Annotated in this window: 15 protein-coding genes; 4 read left to right on the top strand and 11 right to left on the bottom strand. The window is 68.8% G+C overall.

Annotation, left to right across the window (positions count from 1 at the left end; all coding sequences use genetic code 11):
• Window positions 1-180: 180 nt before the first annotated feature.
• From LTH96_RS12105 to LTH96_RS12090, 4 genes are all read right to left on the bottom strand, one after another.
• Window positions 181-1,368 carry an MFS transporter gene (locus LTH96_RS12105; RefSeq protein ID WP_241466169.1) on the bottom strand — a complete coding sequence of 396 codons (1,188 nt, stop codon included), beginning with the start codon at window positions 1,366-1,368 and terminating at the stop codon, window positions 181-183.
• A gap of 28 nt (window positions 1,369-1,396) precedes the next feature.
• Window positions 1,397-2,161 carry a sulfite exporter TauE/SafE family protein gene (locus LTH96_RS12100; protein WP_241466167.1) on the bottom strand — a complete coding sequence of 255 codons (765 nt, stop codon included), beginning with the start codon at window positions 2,159-2,161 and terminating at the stop codon, window positions 1,397-1,399.
• 96 nt (window positions 2,162-2,257) lie between these two features.
• A complete protein-coding gene (locus LTH96_RS12095; RefSeq protein ID WP_241466166.1) occupies window positions 2,258-3,382 on the bottom strand; it encodes a 4-hydroxy-3-methylbut-2-enyl diphosphate reductase in 1,125 nt (374 codons plus the stop codon).
• Window positions 3,383-3,489: 107 nt separating this feature from the next.
• The gene (locus LTH96_RS12090) at window positions 3,490-4,443 is read right to left on the bottom strand and encodes a hypothetical protein (RefSeq protein WP_241466164.1); all 954 of its coding nucleotides are present in this window, start codon (window positions 4,441-4,443) and stop codon (window positions 3,490-3,492) included.
• 74 nt (window positions 4,444-4,517) lie between these two features.
• On the opposite strand from LTH96_RS12090, the gene xseA reads away from it, so the two are divergent.
• Both xseA and LTH96_RS12080 read left to right on the top strand, forming a co-directional pair.
• Window positions 4,518-5,819, top strand: a complete 1,302-nt coding sequence (xseA, locus tag LTH96_RS12085; protein WP_241466162.1) for an exodeoxyribonuclease VII large subunit — start codon at window positions 4,518-4,520, stop codon at window positions 5,817-5,819.
• Entirely contained in the window at window positions 5,816-6,091 is a 276-nt protein-coding gene (locus LTH96_RS12080; protein ID WP_241466160.1) for an exodeoxyribonuclease VII small subunit, read from the top strand. The genes xseA and LTH96_RS12080 overlap by 4 nt, the downstream gene beginning before the upstream one ends.
• A 153-nt stretch (window positions 6,092-6,244) precedes the next feature.
• On the opposite strand, the gene LTH96_RS12075 is transcribed toward LTH96_RS12080, so the two are convergent.
• From LTH96_RS12075 to LTH96_RS12065, 3 genes are all read right to left on the bottom strand, one after another.
• Window positions 6,245-7,483 (bottom strand): pyridoxal phosphate-dependent aminotransferase, encoded by a 1,239-nt coding sequence (locus tag LTH96_RS12075; protein ID WP_241466297.1) that lies wholly within the window; start codon window positions 7,481-7,483, stop codon window positions 6,245-6,247.
• 119 nt (window positions 7,484-7,602) lie between these two features.
• A complete protein-coding gene (locus tag LTH96_RS12070) occupies window positions 7,603-8,841 on the bottom strand; it encodes a pyridoxal phosphate-dependent aminotransferase (RefSeq protein WP_241466158.1) in 1,239 nt (412 codons plus the stop codon).
• A gap of 115 nt (window positions 8,842-8,956) precedes the next feature.
• A complete protein-coding gene (locus LTH96_RS12065) occupies window positions 8,957-9,919 on the bottom strand; it encodes a glycine betaine ABC transporter substrate-binding protein (protein ID WP_241466156.1) in 963 nt (320 codons plus the stop codon).
• Between the two features lie 46 nt (window positions 9,920-9,965).
• Here LTH96_RS12065 and LTH96_RS12060 point away from each other — a divergent pair, with 46 nt between their 5' ends.
• Together LTH96_RS12060 and LTH96_RS12055 are read left to right on the top strand one after the other, a co-directional pair.
• Complete coding sequence (locus tag LTH96_RS12060; protein WP_241466154.1) at window positions 9,966-11,705, top strand: hypothetical protein; 1,740 nt, start codon at window positions 9,966-9,968, stop codon at window positions 11,703-11,705.
• Between the two features lie 75 nt (window positions 11,706-11,780).
• Window positions 11,781-12,239 carry a GyrI-like domain-containing protein gene (locus LTH96_RS12055; RefSeq protein WP_241466152.1) on the top strand — a complete coding sequence of 153 codons (459 nt, stop codon included), beginning with the start codon at window positions 11,781-11,783 and terminating at the stop codon, window positions 12,237-12,239.
• A gap of 10 nt (window positions 12,240-12,249) precedes the next feature.
• Here the strand turns inward: LTH96_RS12055 and LTH96_RS12050 are convergent, their stop codons facing one another.
• Genes LTH96_RS12050 through LTH96_RS12035 form a run of 4 tightly spaced genes read right to left on the bottom strand, consistent with a single transcriptional unit; the run spans window position 12,250 to window position 17,001 of the window.
• Window positions 12,250-13,524 (bottom strand): phosphotransferase, encoded by a 1,275-nt coding sequence (locus tag LTH96_RS12050; protein WP_241466150.1) that lies wholly within the window; start codon window positions 13,522-13,524, stop codon window positions 12,250-12,252.
• A gap of 11 nt (window positions 13,525-13,535) precedes the next feature.
• Entirely contained in the window at window positions 13,536-14,588 is a 1,053-nt protein-coding gene (locus LTH96_RS12045; protein WP_241466148.1) for a hypothetical protein, read from the bottom strand.
• Window positions 14,589-14,635: 47 nt separating this feature from the next.
• Entirely contained in the window at window positions 14,636-15,292 is a 657-nt protein-coding gene (locus tag LTH96_RS12040) for a GNAT family N-acetyltransferase (protein WP_241466146.1), read from the bottom strand.
• Window positions 15,289-17,001, bottom strand: a complete 1,713-nt coding sequence (locus LTH96_RS12035) for a DUF885 domain-containing protein (protein WP_241466145.1) — start codon at window positions 16,999-17,001, stop codon at window positions 15,289-15,291. Before LTH96_RS12035 ends, LTH96_RS12040 begins: the two co-directional genes overlap by 4 nt.
• Window positions 17,002-17,006: the final 5 nt, after the last annotated feature.

The following is a 17,006-nucleotide window of genomic DNA, read 5'->3' as shown; positions in this document are numbered from 1 at the left end:
TGCTGGTGGGGTGCTGGGGTGCGCTCTATCTGGTGACAGGGCTCACAGAGTCTACGGGGACTCAGGATAAGTTGCGACCTTGAACCGAAATGATGACGAGCGAGCTGTGGTCACCCTGCTCGAACTGGGCGCCGTGGTGTGCCTGGGCGCCCAGGTGTGGGGCGCTCAGGTGTGGGGCGCTCAGTCCCTGGGCAGGACCACGACGGCCAGCACGGTCGCGAGCCCGGCGAGTCCGAGCACCATCAGGACCGTCCCGGACCAGCCCGCGGCGTTCAGCGCGGTTCCGCCGAGGTAGCCGAAGATCGAGGAGCCGCCGTAGTAGCCCAGGTTATACAGCGAGGCCGACTGGGCACGACCGGCCGTGGCGGCCGCACCGACCCAGCCCGAGGCGACGGCGTGGGCGGCGAAGAACCCTGCGGTGAGCACCACGGTGCCCAGGATGATCACCGCCAGATGCGGCACCAGGGTCAGTCCGACGCCCAGGATCATGATCAGGTTCCCTGCGATCAGCACCGGTTTGCGCGAGTATCGCGCGGCCAGCCGTCCGGCCCGCGGGGAGGACCAGGTGCCGGCCAGGTAGGCGAGGAAGACGAAGGAGACGATCCACAACGGGATCGAATACGGCGGAGCGGAGAGGTGGAAGCCCAGGAAGTTGTACATGGCCACGAAGCCGCCCATGGTGAGGAAGCCCTGCAGGTACAGGGTCCAGAGGGTGGCTGAGCGCAGGTTCCCGGTCAGCGCCGGCACGATCTCGCGCAGCCGGACCCGGCGCGGGGTGAAGTTCTGCGCGATGGGCGCCAGCCGCAGGAACACCACCACGCAGGCCACGGCGATCAGCGTCACGGTGAGCATCCCGATCTTCCAGCCGAGCTGCTCCCCCACTGGGGCCGCCACGATGCGACCGGTCAGACCGCCCAGCGAGGTCCCCGAGATATACGTGCCCGCCGCGGCCACCGCGATCTTGGGACTGACCTCCTCGTTGAGGTACGCCACGGCCAGTGCCGGCACCCCGCCGAGCATGAACCCCTCGATGAAGCGCATCAGCAGGGTGAGCTCGAAGCCCTGGCTCACGAAGAGGACGGGCATGAGCACCGCAAGGATCCCGAAGAAGCAGGCGAGGCTGATCGCCCAGATCATGGCCTTCTTCCGCCCGTGGGCGTCCCCGATATAGGACCAGGGGATCACGCCGAGGGCGAGCCCGAGGGTGGCGGTGGAGATCATCAGCGCCGCTCGGTCGGCGGAGACCTCCTGCTCCGTCGCGATCAGCGGCAGCAGGCCCTGGGGCGAGTAGAGCTGGGCGAAGGTCGCCACCCCGATGAAGAACAGCGCGATGAGCAGTCGGCGGCTGTGTGCGCTCTGCGCGGTCATGGGAGCGCCCCTGTGGTGTGCGCACCCGTCATGCCAGGACGTCCATGGTGCCGCGGATGATCGCGCCCGCTCCTCCGAGTCCGGCCAGCGTCATCGCGAGCGTCCGCGCGGTGGGAATGGACACGCGTTTGGCCAGCTGCGTGCCGAGCAGGATTCCCACGATCACGGTCACCACGATCACCGGGAACAGCCATCCCAGCGGAGGCCCGGCCTGACCGTTGACCTCCACCGAGCCCATCAGCAGCTTCGTGATCACCGAGACCGCACCCATGGTCATGAAGATCGGTTGCAGCGTGGCCGCGAAGCTGCGATGGTCCCAGCGCGAGACCCGGGAGTAGATGACCATCACCGGCCCGGCGACGCCAGAGGTGGTGTTGAAGAATCCGCCCAGCAGCCCTGCGAAGAGTCCGGCGCCGCGGCCGGGCAGATGCGGCAGCTTCGGCAGCGCGAAGGTCACCAGCAGCGCGAAGACCACGATCGCGCCGACGATGATCGACAGCCAGCCGGCGCTGAGCTGCCCGACGACCCAGGCCCCGGGAATCGCGCCCAGCACCGAGGCGGGCATGATCAGCCAGAAGCGCCGCCAGCTGACATGGGACCAGACCGCGATCATGATCAGGCCGCCGGAGACGAAGGTGGTCATATTGGTCACCAGCACCCCGAAGGCGGGGCCGAGAAGGATGGAGAGCACCGGGGCGACCACCAGGCCCACACCGGTGCCGGAGACCCGTTGGAGGATGGTGCCGATCAACACCGCGGCCGCGATCACCGCAGTCATGCCCAGCACCGTCATCTCCTCATCGTATGTCAGCCCAGGTCATGCCCGGACCGGGCGCACCGCTCCCCCACGAACAGGGCCCAGAACTGGAACTCGGAGGCTCTTGGGGGCTCAGGAGGTGGAGCAGGCGCTGCGCTTGCGGCCACCGGTGCCGACGTCGTCGTGGCCGGCCTGGGTGAGCGCCTTGCGGATCTCCTTGGGCAGCGAGAACACGATGTCCTCTTCGGCGGTGATGACCTCTTCGACCTTGCCGTAGCCGTAGTCGGCGAGCAGCCGGAGGACGTCGTCGACCAGGACCTCGGGGACCGAGGCTCCGGAGGTCACCCCGATCGTCGCGGCCTCCTGGAACCAGGCCTCATCGACCTGGTTGGCGTAGTCCACGCGCTCGGCGCGGGCGGCGCCGTACTCCTTGGCGACCTCTTTGAGCCGCACGGAGTTCGAGGAGTTCTCGGAGCCCACCACGATCACCAGATCCGACTGCGGAGCGACCTTCTTGATCGCGGCCTGTCGGTTGGAGGTGGCGTAGCAGATGTCGTCTGAGGGCGGATCCTGCAGCTTCGGGAAGCGCTCGCGCAGCTTCTGCACGGTCTCCATGGTCTCGTCCACCGAGAGCGTGGTCTGTGAGAGCCAGATCAGCTGATCAGGGTTGCGCACCTGGAGGTCATCGACCTCCCAGGGACCGTTGACGATCGTGGTGTTGTCCGGCGCCTCGCCGTAGGTGCCCTCGACCTCTTCGTGGCCCTCGTGGCCGATCAGCAGGATCTCGTAGTCGTCCCTGGCGAAGCGCACGGCCTCGCGGTGAACCTTGGTGACCAGCGGGCAGGTCGCGTCGATGGTCTGCAGATTCCGACTGTCGGCCAGGTCTTTGACCGCCGGGGAGACTCCGTGTGCCGAGAAGACGAGCAGCGCACCCTCGGGGACCTCATCGGCCTCCTCGACGAAGATGACGCCCTTCTCCTGCAGGGTCTCCACGACGTGTCGGTTGTGCACGATCTCTTTGCGCACGTAGACCGGAGCACCGTAGGTCTCCAGCGCCTTCTCCACGGCGACGACGGCGCGGTCAACCCCGGCGCAATAGCCGCGCGGCGCCGCGAGCAGCACCTTGCGCGGACCGGTGAAGGTGGACTCTGCGGCCACTTCCTCGGGGCTGCGGCGCCGGCGGGGCACCATCGGCATGGGGACAGCGATGTGCTGTCGCCGGGCCGAAGCGTCGGGAGCGGTGGCGGTGGAAGTCATGGGGCTGAGTCTACCGGCGGGTGGCTGGGGCCGTCACACCGTGTCCCTGGTTGAAGTCACCGGGTGAAGCCCCAGTTCGGGTCACCGGATCAAGCCGCCGGCCAAGGTCACCGATCGAGGCCTCGCGGCGAGGTCACCCTTCGGCTGCTCCGCGCGGCTACACTGCCGAGCAGTCCGACGACGACGGCGGCGCCCGCCGCGCCGCTGAAGACCCACCAGGCCGGCTGGGCCCATGCGGTGATCTGCACCTCGAGGTGGTCCACCAGGGACTGGGTGGCCGCATCGGTCACTGCGCCGAACTCCGCTGCCGCGACGGTGAGCGCGATCCCGAGCCCCAGGCCCACTCCGAGCAGGCCGCCGAGGGCCAGCGCCACCCATCGGCTGCGGCCCGGTCCCAGCAGAAGGCCCACCGCGACCATCACCCCGGCCAGGACCGCGAGCACCAGCCAATGTCTGCTGACCTCGGCCAGCAGCGCCCAGGTGTAGGGATCGGCGCCCTCTCCGGTGGTGGCTTCGATGTCCACCACCACCTCGGGGGCGAGGAACTCGAAGCTGGCGGTGTCCAGGAAGGGCAGCCAGCCCAGGGCCGAGTCCAGACCCTCGCGCAGCGGCCCGGTCATGGCCTCCGCCATCGGGCTCAGATCCACGGCGAGGTCCAGGTCGCTGGACTGCCCTGTGGTGCCCTGATCGAACATGGTCTCCAGCTGCGCGGCGTAGTCCACCCGGGTGCCCTGCAGGGTCTCGTCCCAGGCGGCGTCGATCTCCTCGTTCTCCAACATGGAGGCCACGATGGAGTCCACGGCGGAGTCTGCCCGGTCACCGAGCAGATTCGCCAGCCCTCCGGGCAGCTCAGACTCCATCTGATCCAGCAGCGTCTCGGAGACCAGCTCGCTGAACCCCTCCTGCTGCGGGAGCTCGCCGGCGATCTGCCGAATGGGCTCGTCCTCGCGCAGGAGCTGGTCGGCCTGGAACCCCGCCAGCGCCGAGCCGGCCAGCACCGCGGCCAGCAGCAGCGAGATGACACTGAGCACCTGGCGCATGTGGATAACTCCTTCAACCATGTCAAGGGGGTGGCATAGGCTGTAAGCACCATAGCGAACCTTCCGGGGAGACCGTCGATGATCGAAGGCAGAACATGAGCGAGCCGGCACAGGCGCAGGACACCTCGGCGGAGACGCCGTGGGCGCTGAGCACCTATTCCGGCAAGCTCAAGGCCCATATCGAGGCGGCACCGCCGACCTGGGTCGAAGGCCAGCTGGTGGAGTTCAACCTGCGCAACGGCAACGCCTGGATGACCCTGCGGGACCTGGAGCAGGAGGTCTCGTTCTCCACGGTGGCCTGGCGCACCGTCGCCGGCAGCCTCAGCGGGACCGTCCAGCCCGGCTCTCGGGTGGTGGCCCTGGTCAAGCCGAACCTCTACGAGAAGTCCGGGCGGCTCTCGCTGGTGGCCCAGCAGATGAAGCCGGTGGGACTGGGTGACCTGCTGGCCCGGATCGAGCAGCTCAGGCAGCGCCTCGCCGCCGAGGGCCTCTTCCGGTTGGATCGGAAGAAGCCGCTGCCGGTGCTGCCGCTGCGGATCGGGCTGATCACCGGCCGGAACTCCGACGCGAAGAAGGACATCCTGCGCAACACCCACGCCCGCTGGGCCGCCGCGCAGTTCGAGATCCGTGAGGTCGCGACCCAGGGACCCGGCGCGCCCCAGGAGGTCGCGGCGGCCCTGGCCGAACTCGACGCCGACCCAGCGGTGGAGGTGATCGTGATCGCCCGCGGCGGCGGCGCCCTGGAGGAGGTGGTGCTGCCCTTCTCCGACGAACGCCTGATCCGCGCCGTGGCGGCGGCCCACACACCGGTCGTCTCCGCCATCGGGCACGAGGCGGACCGCCCGCTGCTCGATGAGGTCGCCGATATGCGCGCCTCCACCCCCACCGGCGCCGCGAAGCTGCTGGTGGTCGATGAGGCCCAGGAGCGCGATCAGCTCACCCACGCCCGCGAACGCATGTCAGCCGGCGTCCAACGGCTCATCGGTCGCGAGACCGAATGGCTTCAGGCGCTGCGATCCCGGCCGGTGCTCGCCCAGCCCCAGGACATGATCACCGGGCGCGCCCAAGAGCTGCTGATGCTGCGGCGTCGCTCGCTCTTCGGCATGGAGACCGCGTTGCGCCGCGACACCGACTGGGTCGCACAGACCCGGGCTCGGGTCCGGTCGCTCTCCCCGCAGTCCACCCTTGACCGCGGCTACGCCGTGGTGCAGACCCAGGGCGGCACAGGCTGGGACGTCCTGCGCGACGCCGGCACCGTGGCCGTCGGGGATCGGCTGAGCATCATGGTCGCCTCCGGCGAGCTCACCGCCCGCGCCGAGGAGATCTTCCCCAGAGACCGCAGGGCCGCTCAGGCCGAACACGATGCACAGATCCAGAACCGAGAGGCAGCGCAATGACCGACGACGGCAGCACCACAGGAGCACCGACCTCGAAGTCCACCGAGTTCAGCACCGCGCAGACCGAGGACATCGAGACTATGAGCTACGAGCGCGCCCGGGAGGAGCTCATCTCTGTGGTGACCAAGCTCGAGACCGGCGGCGCTCCGCTGGAGGAGTCACTGGCGCTGTGGCAGCGCGGTGAAGCCTTGGCCGACCGGTGCGAGCGCTGGCTCGACGGCGCCAGGACCCGTCTGGAGGAAGTCCGCGCGGAGCTGACCGAGGACAGCTGAGCTCCGGGGCGGCCGGTGAGGGCCTGGCCGGTCACCATGGACCGCAGCCCAGCCGGCGCAGGCCTCCGCCGGCACCGTCTCACCGTCTCACCGTCTCACCGTCTCACCGTCTCACCGTCTCACCGTCCAACGAGGCCGGCCCGAGGCGACTGCTCAGGCCCGGACGGCGGCGTCGCGGTAGTCCGCGAGGAACTCCGCGATCCCGGCGATGGCGTGCTCGAGGTCTTCGACCCCGGGCAGGGTCACCAGTCGGAAGTGGTTGTCATCGATCCAGTTGAACGCGCGTCCGTGGGAGACCAGGATCTTCTGCTGACGCAGCAGCTCGATGACGAACTTCTCGTCGTTCTCGATCGGATAGATCTCCGGGTCCAGCCGCGGGAAGAGGTACAGCGCGCCGTCGGCCTGGTGCACCTGCACCCCCTCGATCTCACGCAGCAGCCGGAACGCGGTCTCGCGCTGCTCGAAGAGCCGCCCGCCCGGGTCGATCAGGTCCTTGATGGACTGATGCCCGCCCAGAGCCGCCTGGATCGCGTGCTGTGCCGGCACATTGGCGCACATGCGCATGTTCATCAGGAGGGTCAGCCCCTCCATGTAGTTCTTCGCACGGTGGGTCGGGCCGGAGACATAGATCCAGCCCGAGCGGAAGCCCGCGACCCGCCAGGTCTTCGAGAGTCCGGAGAAGGTGATCGTGAAGACGTCGTCGGAGAGCGTGCAGGCGTTGATCATCTCGGCGTCGTCGAAGGTGATGTTCTCGTAGATCTCGTCCGAGAGCAGCATCAGGTTGTGCCGCCGGGCGATGTCCACCATGGCTTCGAGGATCTCGCGCGGGTAGACCGCTCCGGTCGGGTTGTTCGGGTTGATGATGACCAGGGCCTTGGTGCGGGCGGTGACCTTGGACTCGATCTCCTCCGGGTCCGGCCACCAGCTGTTGTCCTCGTCGCAGATGTAGTGCACAGCCCGGCCGCCGGCCAGCGTCGTGGCGCCGGTCCACAGCGGGTAGTCCGGAGCTGGGATGAGCACCTCGTCACCGGGGGCGAGCAGCGCCTGGAGCACCATCGAGATCAGCTCGGAGACCCCGTTGCCCAGGTAGATGTCTGAGGGATCGGCCTCGGTCATCCCGCGCGCCTGGTAGTACTGCGCCACCGCGATCCGGGCCGAGTAGATGCCCTGGGAGTCGGAGTAGCCCTGCGCGTCGTGGAGGTTGCTGATCATCGCCATCCGGATCGAGTCCGGCGCCTCGAAGCCGAAGGGCGCGGGGTTGCCGATGTTCAGCCGGGTGATCGCATGCCCTTCGCGCTCCAGCCGGGCGGCCTCCTGCGCGATGGGTCCGCGCACGTCGTACCGGACGTCCTGAAGCTTGGGCGACTGGGTGAAGTCTTCGAATTCCTGCATCCTGGAGTTGCGCACTGTCCTATCCTGCACCTTCCGGGGCGAAAGAGCCCCCCTGTTTCACATGCTGAGCGTGTCACCGGCTCAGCTCGTCACCTGCTCGATTCTTCGCGGCGGGCCGCTCAGGTGCGGGCGAACGCGTCTCGGTAGGAGGCCAGGAAGTCCGCAATCCCGGCGATGGCCTCTTCCAGCTCCTCCACCGGAGGCAGCGACACCAGCCTGAAGTGGTTGTCATCGATCCAGTTGAACGCCCGACCGTGGGAGACCAGGATCTTCTGCTGGCGCAGCAGCTCCATCACGAAGGTCTCATCGTTCTGGATCGGATAGATCTCGGGGTCCAGCCGCGGGAAGAGGTAGAGCGCGCCGTCGGCCTGGTGGACGTCGACGCCTTCGATCTCTGCGAGCAGCTTGTGCGCGACATTGCGCTGCTCGTAGAGCCTGCCGCCGGGACGGATGAACTCCTCCACGGACTGGTAGCCGCCGAGCGCGGTCTGGATCGCGTGCTGGGCCGGGACGTTGGGGCACATGCGCAGGTTCGACATCAGGTTCAGGCCCTCGATGTAGTTCTTGGCCCGGTGCTTGGGTCCCGACATGTAGAGCCAGCCCGAGCGGAATCCTGCCACGCGCCAGGTCTTGGACAGCCCGGAGAAGGTGATCGTGAAGACATCGTCGGCCAGGGTGCAGGCGTTGATCATCTCCGCGTCGTCGAAGGTGATCTTCTCGTAGATCTCATCGGAGAGCAGCAGGAGATTGTGCCGCCGGGCGATGTCCACCATGGCTTCGAGGATCTCGCGCGGGTAGACCGCCCCGGTCGGATTGTTCGGGTTGATCAGCACCAGGGCCTTGGTCCGGTCGGTGACCTTGGACTCGACCTCTTCCGGGTCCGGCCACCAGTGGTTCTCCTCGTCGCAGACGTAGTGGACGGCGCGTCCGCTGCACAAGGTGGTGATCGCGGTCCACAGCGGGTAGTCCGGCGCTGGGATGAGGACCTCGTCGCCGGGGTTGAGCAGCGCCTGCAGCACCATCGTGATCAGCTCGGAGACCCCGTTGCCCAGGATCACGTCCGACACCTCGGCATCGCGCATGCCGCGGGACTGGTAGTACTGGGCCACCGCGGTGCGGGCCGAGTAGATGCCCTGGGACTCGGAGTAGCCCTGGGAGCTGGGAAGGTTCTTGATCATGTCCACCAGGATCGAGTCCGGCGCGTCAAAGCCGAAGGGCGCCATATTGCCGATGTTCAGCTTGGTGATCCGGTGGCCCGCGCGCTCTAGTCGCGCGGCTTCCACTGCGATGGGTCCGCGCACGTCGTACCGCACGTTGCGGAGCTTCTGGGCCTGAGTGAAGTCCTCGAATTCCTCCATGAACAGATTGTGCCCTATGACACGGTCCGCGTCGGGACGTTACAAGCCTCGACCCGTTCGGCGAGTTGCGCACAGCTGCGCGAACCCAGCGGTCTGCCCTCAGCTACGAGCCTCGTCAGCCCCAGTCCTCGGGCTCCGCGACGAAGCCCTCCTGGACCAGCCAGTACTCCGCGGCCTCCTGCGGGGTCAGCCCCTGATCCCCGTCGATGAGTCGGCGCAGCGTGACCAGGGCGTCCTCGTTCAACGCCTGAGCCAGCTCCACCGCCACCCCGGGGACCTCCTCGGCGATCTCCGCGGAGACCACCGGAACGTACTGCTCCTGCGGGAAGGCGCGCTCAGCATCGGTGAGCGCGATGAGCCCCTGCTCCTGGATGTCGGGGTGCGAGGTCGTGACGATCGCGGCGTCGAGCTCGGCGGTGATCACCGCGTTGAGCAGTTCGTTCTCCCCCGCGACGACGATCTCGGCGGGATCGCAGTCATAGACCTCGGCCAGAAGAGGCTCCGGGGCGGGCAGGTCCGGACGCACCCCGATGCGCAGCTCGTCACAGGCATCGGCGAAGGCGGGATCATCCACCTCCCCCTCGGTGGCGATGTCATTGAGCTCGGCGGTGATCGAGGTGATCACCAGGGAGCTGCCGAGCACCGCAGCGATCGGGTCCAGCAGCTGGGCCTGATCATCGAGGCTGTCTTCGATCACGCCGAGCAGCTCGGCCGAGCTCGGCTGCTCCAGCTCGGCGAACGCCTCGGGATCGAGCTGCCGGGCTAAGGTCAGGGATCGCCCGAGGACCAGATCGGTCTCACCTTCGGCGACCACATCAGCGGGGCGGCGATCGGAGGTCTCCACCACGGCGGGAGTGTCCCGGGAGTTCAGCGCCAGAGCGTAGACATTGGCGATGGTCTGATCCAGCGGGTGATCCCCGACTGCGATGGTCCAGGCCCCCTCGGCGGCGCGGCCGGTGGGCTCCTCCGTGGGGGGCGGCGACGAACAGCTCGTCAGAGCCATGACCCCAGCGGCGGTGATCGCGGTGAACCCCGTGACGCGGCGGACACGCCGAGGCGCCGGAGGGGAAGAAGTCATGAGCGCCATTCTACGACGGCACTCGATCGGCGTTACTCTGGTGCAGATGACGAGTCCGCTGATTCCGCGTCTGACGGCACTCCTCGAGGCCGCCGGTGGGACGACTGTGCCCGCCGACGACGCCGCGGGCTGGCTCGACCTTGCATACGAGGGTGCCTACGGTGAGCGGTTCCGCACGGCCGCTGAGGCCGCTGAGGCCGGACTGCGCTCTCCCGGCGGCGAGGATCCCGAGAACCGGCTGATGCTGCTGCGCATCCTGGCCGGGGTCCATGAGATGCGCGGGGACTCCGCCGCTTCAGCTCCCTTCATCGCCCAGCGGCTGAGCCTGCTGCGCGAGCTGGGCCGCTTCCGGCAGGCCCGGGTCGAAGACGACCTCGGCGCGATGTTGCTGCGCGAACCTGACCGGGTGGAGGGTGAGATCCTGTCCCGGGTCGCCGAAGATCTGCGCGCGGAGGACCAGGCGTCCGGGAATGTCACCGTGGAGCTCGCTGATGTGCTCTCCTCCCTGGCCGTGCGCAGGCTCCAGGACGAAGGACCCGAACCCACCCTGCCGCTGGTGCAGGAGGCCTGTGCGATCCTCACCGCTCTCGACCGGCCCGAGGCGCTGGCCGGCGCCAGAATGTTCCTGGCGCACACCCTGCTGCTCTCCGGTGAGATCGCCGAGGCGCTCACCACAGCTGGGCTGGTCCTCGCCGCGCCGGCGAATCGTGCAGTGCACGGCGCCATGGCGATGCTGCAGGCCACGATCCACCATCACGAAGACCGCAATCTCGAAGCCATCGAGTCAGCGCTGCGCTCCGTGGAGCTCTACGCCGCGGCCAGGGTGCGCAAGGGCGCCGCCTCAGCTGCCGCGCTGCTGGCTGGGCTCACCGGAGAAGAAGACGACGGCGAGGCTTCGGTCCTGGCCTGGCGGGTCGCGGTGCAGCAGGCCGAGCTCGGAGAGTTCCGTGAATCGCGACTGCTGAGCCTGGCGCTGGGCCAGCAGCTCCTGGAACTGGACGACTATCCCGAGGCGGAGAAGGTGCTCGATGCCCTCTCCGTGCGGCTGGGCGGCTCCGCGGAGGACCGGTCCACCCGGGCCCGGGCGCTGATGGGGCTCGGCCACGCGGTGACCCATCTGAAGCGGCCGCTGGAGGCGATGTCGCATTGGAACGAGGCCGCAGAGCTCTTCAGCGAGGTCCAGGAGACCGATGAGGCAGCGCGCGCCCATCTTGCCGCGGGGGCGCTGGCCGCCTCCCTGGACCGCCTCGAGGTGGCCCGCGGCCACTACGAACGTGGACTCGAGCTGGTCGAGCACAGCGAGGACCTGGACCCGCTGGTGCTGCTGCAGGCGCTCCACTCTCTGGGGCACCTGCTCACCCGCGCCGAGGACCAGACCGGAATCGATCATCTGGATCGCGCGCTGGCTCTGGCGAGAGAACACGGGACCACCTGGCAGCGCGCGGACATCACCGATTCACTGGCACGCGGATGGACGGCGCTGGGTGAAGGAACCAAGGCGGTGGCCGCCGGCTTGGAAGCCGCTGACCTGTTCGCCGAGGCCGGAGACGAGGATGCGGCCGGGGACGCAGAGGTCTTCGCGGCCAAGGTGCTGCTGGAGATGGGGCGGGCCGATGAGGCCGAGACGATCTTCCGGATGTCCACCGACGAGCGCGAGGCCAGCCCTGCACTGATGGCCGATGCCCTGGAGGGTCAGATCGAGGCGCTGATGCGGCAGGGCAAGGCCGAGGCCGCGGCGGACCTGCGCCGCAAGCTCACCCGGTTGAAGCGCAGGATGCGCAGCTGATCTGCTCGGCCGTCGGATCCTCGGCAGGGACTTTCGGCTCTACCCGTGGCGCGTCTCCCCGACGAGCATCACCCTATGACAGACATCAGACTCACCCAGCTCTCCGAGAAGCACACCGCCGGCATCAGGGAGCGGGTGCCGATGACGGGACTGACCGACTTCTTCTCTCGGGCGTTTGAAGAGACGATGCGAGTGCTGCAAGCCCAGGGCGTCAGCCCCACGGGTGCCCCGTTCGGCAGATATCACGGTCGCCCGGGAGACACGGTGGATGTCGAGGCAGGATTTCCCGTCGACTCGCCCATCACACCGGACGGACCCGTCGCTCCGGGCAGTCTCCCCGGTGGCCGTGTGGTCGAAGCGATCCACATCGGGTCATACGACACGTTGGAGCGCACGTACTCCGAGCTGGAACGCTACTTCGTCGACGCCGACGTCACGCCCGGCGACATGATGTGGGAGAGCTACCTCACGGATCCAGGGGCCGAGCCTGATCCTGAGAAGTGGCACACCCAGATCTGCTGGCCGACGGCGTGATCGTTCAGTTCTAGAGCCTCGGCCACTCCGGCAGCGCCGGGCCCGCGGGGCGCAGACCGACCACGGCCTCCGCACAGCTGAGCCGATGCTCGGCCTGCGCCTGCCACTGCCGCCGACGGGTGTCGCGCGCACCGGCCACCAGGGACAGCGCCACGGAGGCGGTGCGCACCCGAAGCCCCTGCGCATCGACGGTGGCGGCGAATCCGGAAGCGAAGCGCTCGAACGCGGCAGGGACGTGGACATAGCGCGGGTCCACGGCGGGCAGCACCGCAAGGTGGCCCAGGAAACAGGCGAGATCATCCACCCGGTGACCCGGCCCCAGAGAATCCACGTCCAACAGCGCCGAGACCTCTCCGCCGCGCATCAGCAGATTGGCCTCATAGAAGTCACCGTGGGTGGGCACCACCGGGCCACGATCGGTCAGCGGGAGCGCAGCGCTGATGTGTTCCACCAGTGCGCGGATCCGGTCCTCCGCCTCGGGCAGAGCCGAGGAGGCCGCCGAGGCGTATGCCGAGAGCCGATCGGTCCAGGCCTCTCGTGCCGGAAGCGTCATGACCTCCGCGGGCAGCTTCTCGAGCAGATCGATGAACTGCTCCGGCGCGGCGGCGGCGGCGCCGTCGGCGAGGAAATACTCTGCCAGGGACTCCCCCGAGCCTTCCTGCAGGGCGACGACGTCGAGCACCGGCTCACGCACCGGCACGGCGGCGGGGATCCCGGCGTCGAGCAGCAGCTGGTGCCGGGTGTGCAGATGATGGGCGCGACGCTCACGCAGGACCTTCAGGAACAGCCGGGTGCCGTCGTCGAACTCCGCGGCGATCACGGCCCGACGCAACGGCCGATAGCTGATGGTCTCCAGGCTGACCAGGTCCCGGCCTGCCCCCCAGACATTGCGGACCGAGTCTGGGTCGGTCGCGATGCGCAGCCCTGGCAGCGAGGGGTCCAGCGGGTGCTGCCAGATCGAGAGCCGGCCATAGGGGCTGTGTGACTGGACGACACCGTCAGCGTCAGCGGGCACCGGCTCGGTGGTCATGCCCACATAGAGCTCGTCCACGTGGTCAGAGGTCTCGGTATAGGCCCCCGCAGGTCCGCCGCGCGGCATCACGGGGCGTCCGGTCGCCACCCGGTAGACCCCGGTCACCCCCGCTCCCGGGCGGTGCTGCAACGATTCCAGGTGCACGCTGGTGGCGTAGACGCCGGTGTGCTGAATCGCCTCCGCGATCGGCGGGTGCGCGTCGAAGGACTCCATGAATGCCAGCTGCCTGGCCTCCAGCTCTGCTGGGGTCATGCCTCGCGACATCAGGCGCGCCGGCGCTTGAGTACTTCGTCGAGGTTCATCGAATCATGCTTCGGGGCCTTGATCTGGTCCACCGGGGGGTTCTGCTCTGTGGAGCTCTGCTGGGCCGCCGGGGTCTGCTCAGCGGGGGCCGACGTGTCCAGGAAGCGGCGCTGGGTGAGCTTGACGTCGCTGCGCGGCACGGGGGTCTGCACCGCGAGCGCCTCCGGCTCGATCCGCTCGGCCTTGTCCAGGTCCAGGTATTTCGGTCGCGGCACGGAACGCGGCTGCCAGGGGCCGACCGGCTCAGCGGCATCGCCCAGGACCGGGCCCGCGGTCTGCACCTCAGCCCCGAAGGTGCGTTCCAGTCCCACGGGAAGTCCGTCCTCGTCGATCTGCTGCAAGGAGTTCGGGCCCCCGGCGCCACGGTCGTCGGCGCTCAGCGCGTCGAAGAGCCCGGCGTCGGCCGGATTCACCCAGGGGCTGGACTGCAGCGGATTCATCGCTTCTTCGATGGCGGACTGCACGCGCGCTCGACGCCGGCTGCGTCGGCGCAGCACCGCCATGGTCCTCATGGCCACCAGTGCGAGCAGGAACACGCCAGCGGCGCTGAGCGGCAGCGCTGCGGGCACCGCGGTGAGCGGCGCGAGGATCCCGGTGACGACGGCGGTGAGCAGAGCGAGCACTCCGAGGAGCGCCACCAGGGTGCGACCCCAGTGCAGCTGGAACCCGGAGGCCGAGCGTGAAGACTCGGTGGTGGAAGACTCGGTGGTGGAAGACGCGGTGGCTGAGGACTCAGTGGTGGAAGACATTGTCGCCCCTCGGTGGGTGTCGGGGTGGGCGGTGGTGCTGGTCATCGGCTCGGTGGAGGCCGGCAGCGACCGCAGGGAGGTTTCCCGAGTGATCGTCGGGCCGTCCTGAACCGTGGGCGCGGCCTCGGTGAAGCTGCTGGCCTGGCGCCGTCCGCGCAGGACCAGGGCGCCCAGGAAGAGCACGGCGATCAGGGCGATGAGCGCGGAGGAGGGGATGGGCAGGCCCTGCACAGCGGAGAGGAAACCGCTCTCGGTGTGTTCCATGCCCAGCATCTCTGGCCCCCTTGCCCTTCATGAAGTACAGGGTGAGCCTATCCGACACCGGATTGTGATCCGCGGCAACGCGCCACAAGACCGTCGCCGATCTCTTCCCGGGTCAGCGCGAAGCACCTGTGGTCGCGCCAGGCCCCGTGGATGTGCAGGAACCGCAGGCGCATTCCTTCCTCCCGGAATCCCAGCTTCTCCACCACCCGCAGACTCGCTGCGTTCTCCGGACGAACGGCGATCTCCACCCGGTGCAGTCCGCGTTCGAAGAAGAGGTGGTCGACCGCGAGCGCCACGGCCATCGGGGTGATCCCCCGCCCGGCATGTCCCTCGTCGAGCCAGTAGCCCAGGGAGGTGGTCTGCGCGGAGCCGGCGATGATCGGGCCCACCGTCAGCTGACCGACCAGCCGGGGCGCTCCGCCGTCGGCGGTGAACCAGATCAGCCAGGGCAGGTGCGTGCCGGTCCGGGCGCTGCGGGTCAGGTGGCGAGCCATCTGCCGGAAGCTGGCGGCGGAATCGCGGGGATCGGGATTCTCGGGGGTGGTGGCGTCCCAGGGCTGCAGCCACTCGCTGTTGAGCACGCGCAGCGCCATGAAGCGATGCTCGTCCTCGGGCCGCAGGGGGCGCAGCTCCACCCGCCCGGCGGAGGTCTGCACCGCAGGGCTCACCGGCCAGTCACGGTTCCGGCCGGGGCGCAGTCTCATGGCCGCATCGCGAATCGCATCGTGTCCAGCCCGATCATGCCGAGTCCCAGCAGCTCGGTGTGGAAGGCACGCAGGTCGAATGGCTCCTCGGCTGCCCGGGCGACCGCCTCACGCTCGGCGCGGATCTGCTCGAAGACACGCTGTCCGACCTTGTACGACGGCGCCTGACCGGGCCAGCCGAGATAGCGGGTGAACTCGAAGTCCAGCTGCGCCGGCGAGATCGGAAGGTGGGCGCGCAGAAACTCCTTGCCCTGCTCAGGGGTCCAGGGCTTCCCGCCCCATTCTGCTGGGGCGTCGAAGCCGCAGTGAACCCCGATGTCGAAGACCACGCGGGCCGCGCGCATCCGCTGCATGTCATACATCCCCATCAGGTCTCCGGGGTCTGCGAGGAATCCCAGTTCGGCCATGAGCTGCTCTGCGTAGAGCGCCCACCCCTCGGCGAAGCCGGAGACGAAGCTGCCGTGGCGCCGCCACGAGTTCAGCCGGTCCTTCACCAGGGTGGCGGTGGCGATCTGCAGATGATGCCCCGGGACCCCCTCGTGGTAGACGGTGGTGGTCTCCGCCCAGGTGGTGAAGCGCTCGTCCGCTTCAGGCACCGACCACCACATCCGGCCCGGCCGGGAGAAGTCGTCACTGGGTCCGGTGTAGTAGACCCCGCCGTCCTGGGTCGGCGCGATCATGCATTCCAGGGCGTCCATGGGGGACGGAATGTCGAAGTGCACGTCCTTCAGGGCCGCCATCGCCTCGTCCGAGAGCCGCTGCATCCATTCCTGCAGCGCAGCCGTCCCGGAGAGCTGCCGGGTGGGATCCGCGTCAAGGATCGCCTTGGCGTCCTCCACGGAGGCGCCGGGGCTGATCTGCTGGGCGACCTCCTCCTGAGCGGCGACGAGCCGGGCGAGCTCCTCCAGGCCCCACCGGTAGGTCTCCTGGAGGTCCAGCGCGGTGCCGGTGAAGTACCGGCTGGCCAGCCGGTACGTCTCGATCCCCACCGCGTCGGCCGCCGGAGCCTGGGGCAGCAGCTTTTCCTCGAGGCGCCGCGCCAGCAGCCGGTAGGCCTGCTGCGCGGCGGCGGTGCCGGCGGCCAGGGCGTCCTGCGTGGTCCCGCTGACCTGGGCCTGCTGGCCGCTGTGCAGGTAGCCGGCGAGCGCGCCGTCGTCGCGGGCGTAGCTGCGGCACTGCTGCGCCACCGCCTGGACCTGGCGTACGGCGGGGACCTGGCCTCGCTCGGCGGAGGCTTGGAGCGAGGCCCAGTAGCCTTCGAGCGCGGCAGGCAGGTTGTGCAGCCGCCCGGCGATGTGGAGGAAGTCCTGCTCGGTCTGCGCGGGCATCAGCTCAAGGACCATCCGCACTCCCTGCGGTGCCGATGCCAGGTTGTTCAGCTCGGTCCGCCCGGAATCGTGCAGCGCGACGTCAAGCCCGATCCGCTCGGCCATCGCATGCAGGGTCACCTCGTCGATGCGGTCCGCTGGCGTCAGCCCGGCCAGCCGGGTCAGCGTCTCGCGCTGCAGCTGCGCGACTTCTTCGCGTCCGGCCGGGGAGTAGTCGGCGTACTCGGTCTCCACGCCGGGGCGGCCAAGCACCGTCGCCTCCTCCGGGTCCAGGGCGAGCAGCCGCTCGAAGTAGTCCTCGGCGAAGGCATCCACCGCGGTCGGGGTGCGCGGCGTCGCGCTTCCCGGCTTCACCGGTTCGGGGGGCGTGGGGCTGCTCATGCGGG

It is taken from the genome of Nesterenkonia sp. LB17 (genome assembly GCF_022565915.1).
In the GTDB taxonomy this organism is placed as follows: domain Bacteria; phylum Actinomycetota; class Actinomycetes; order Actinomycetales; family Micrococcaceae; genus Nesterenkonia.
Note: the sequence above shows the minus strand (reverse complement) of the source record. Positions and strands in the feature narration are given on the sequence as shown.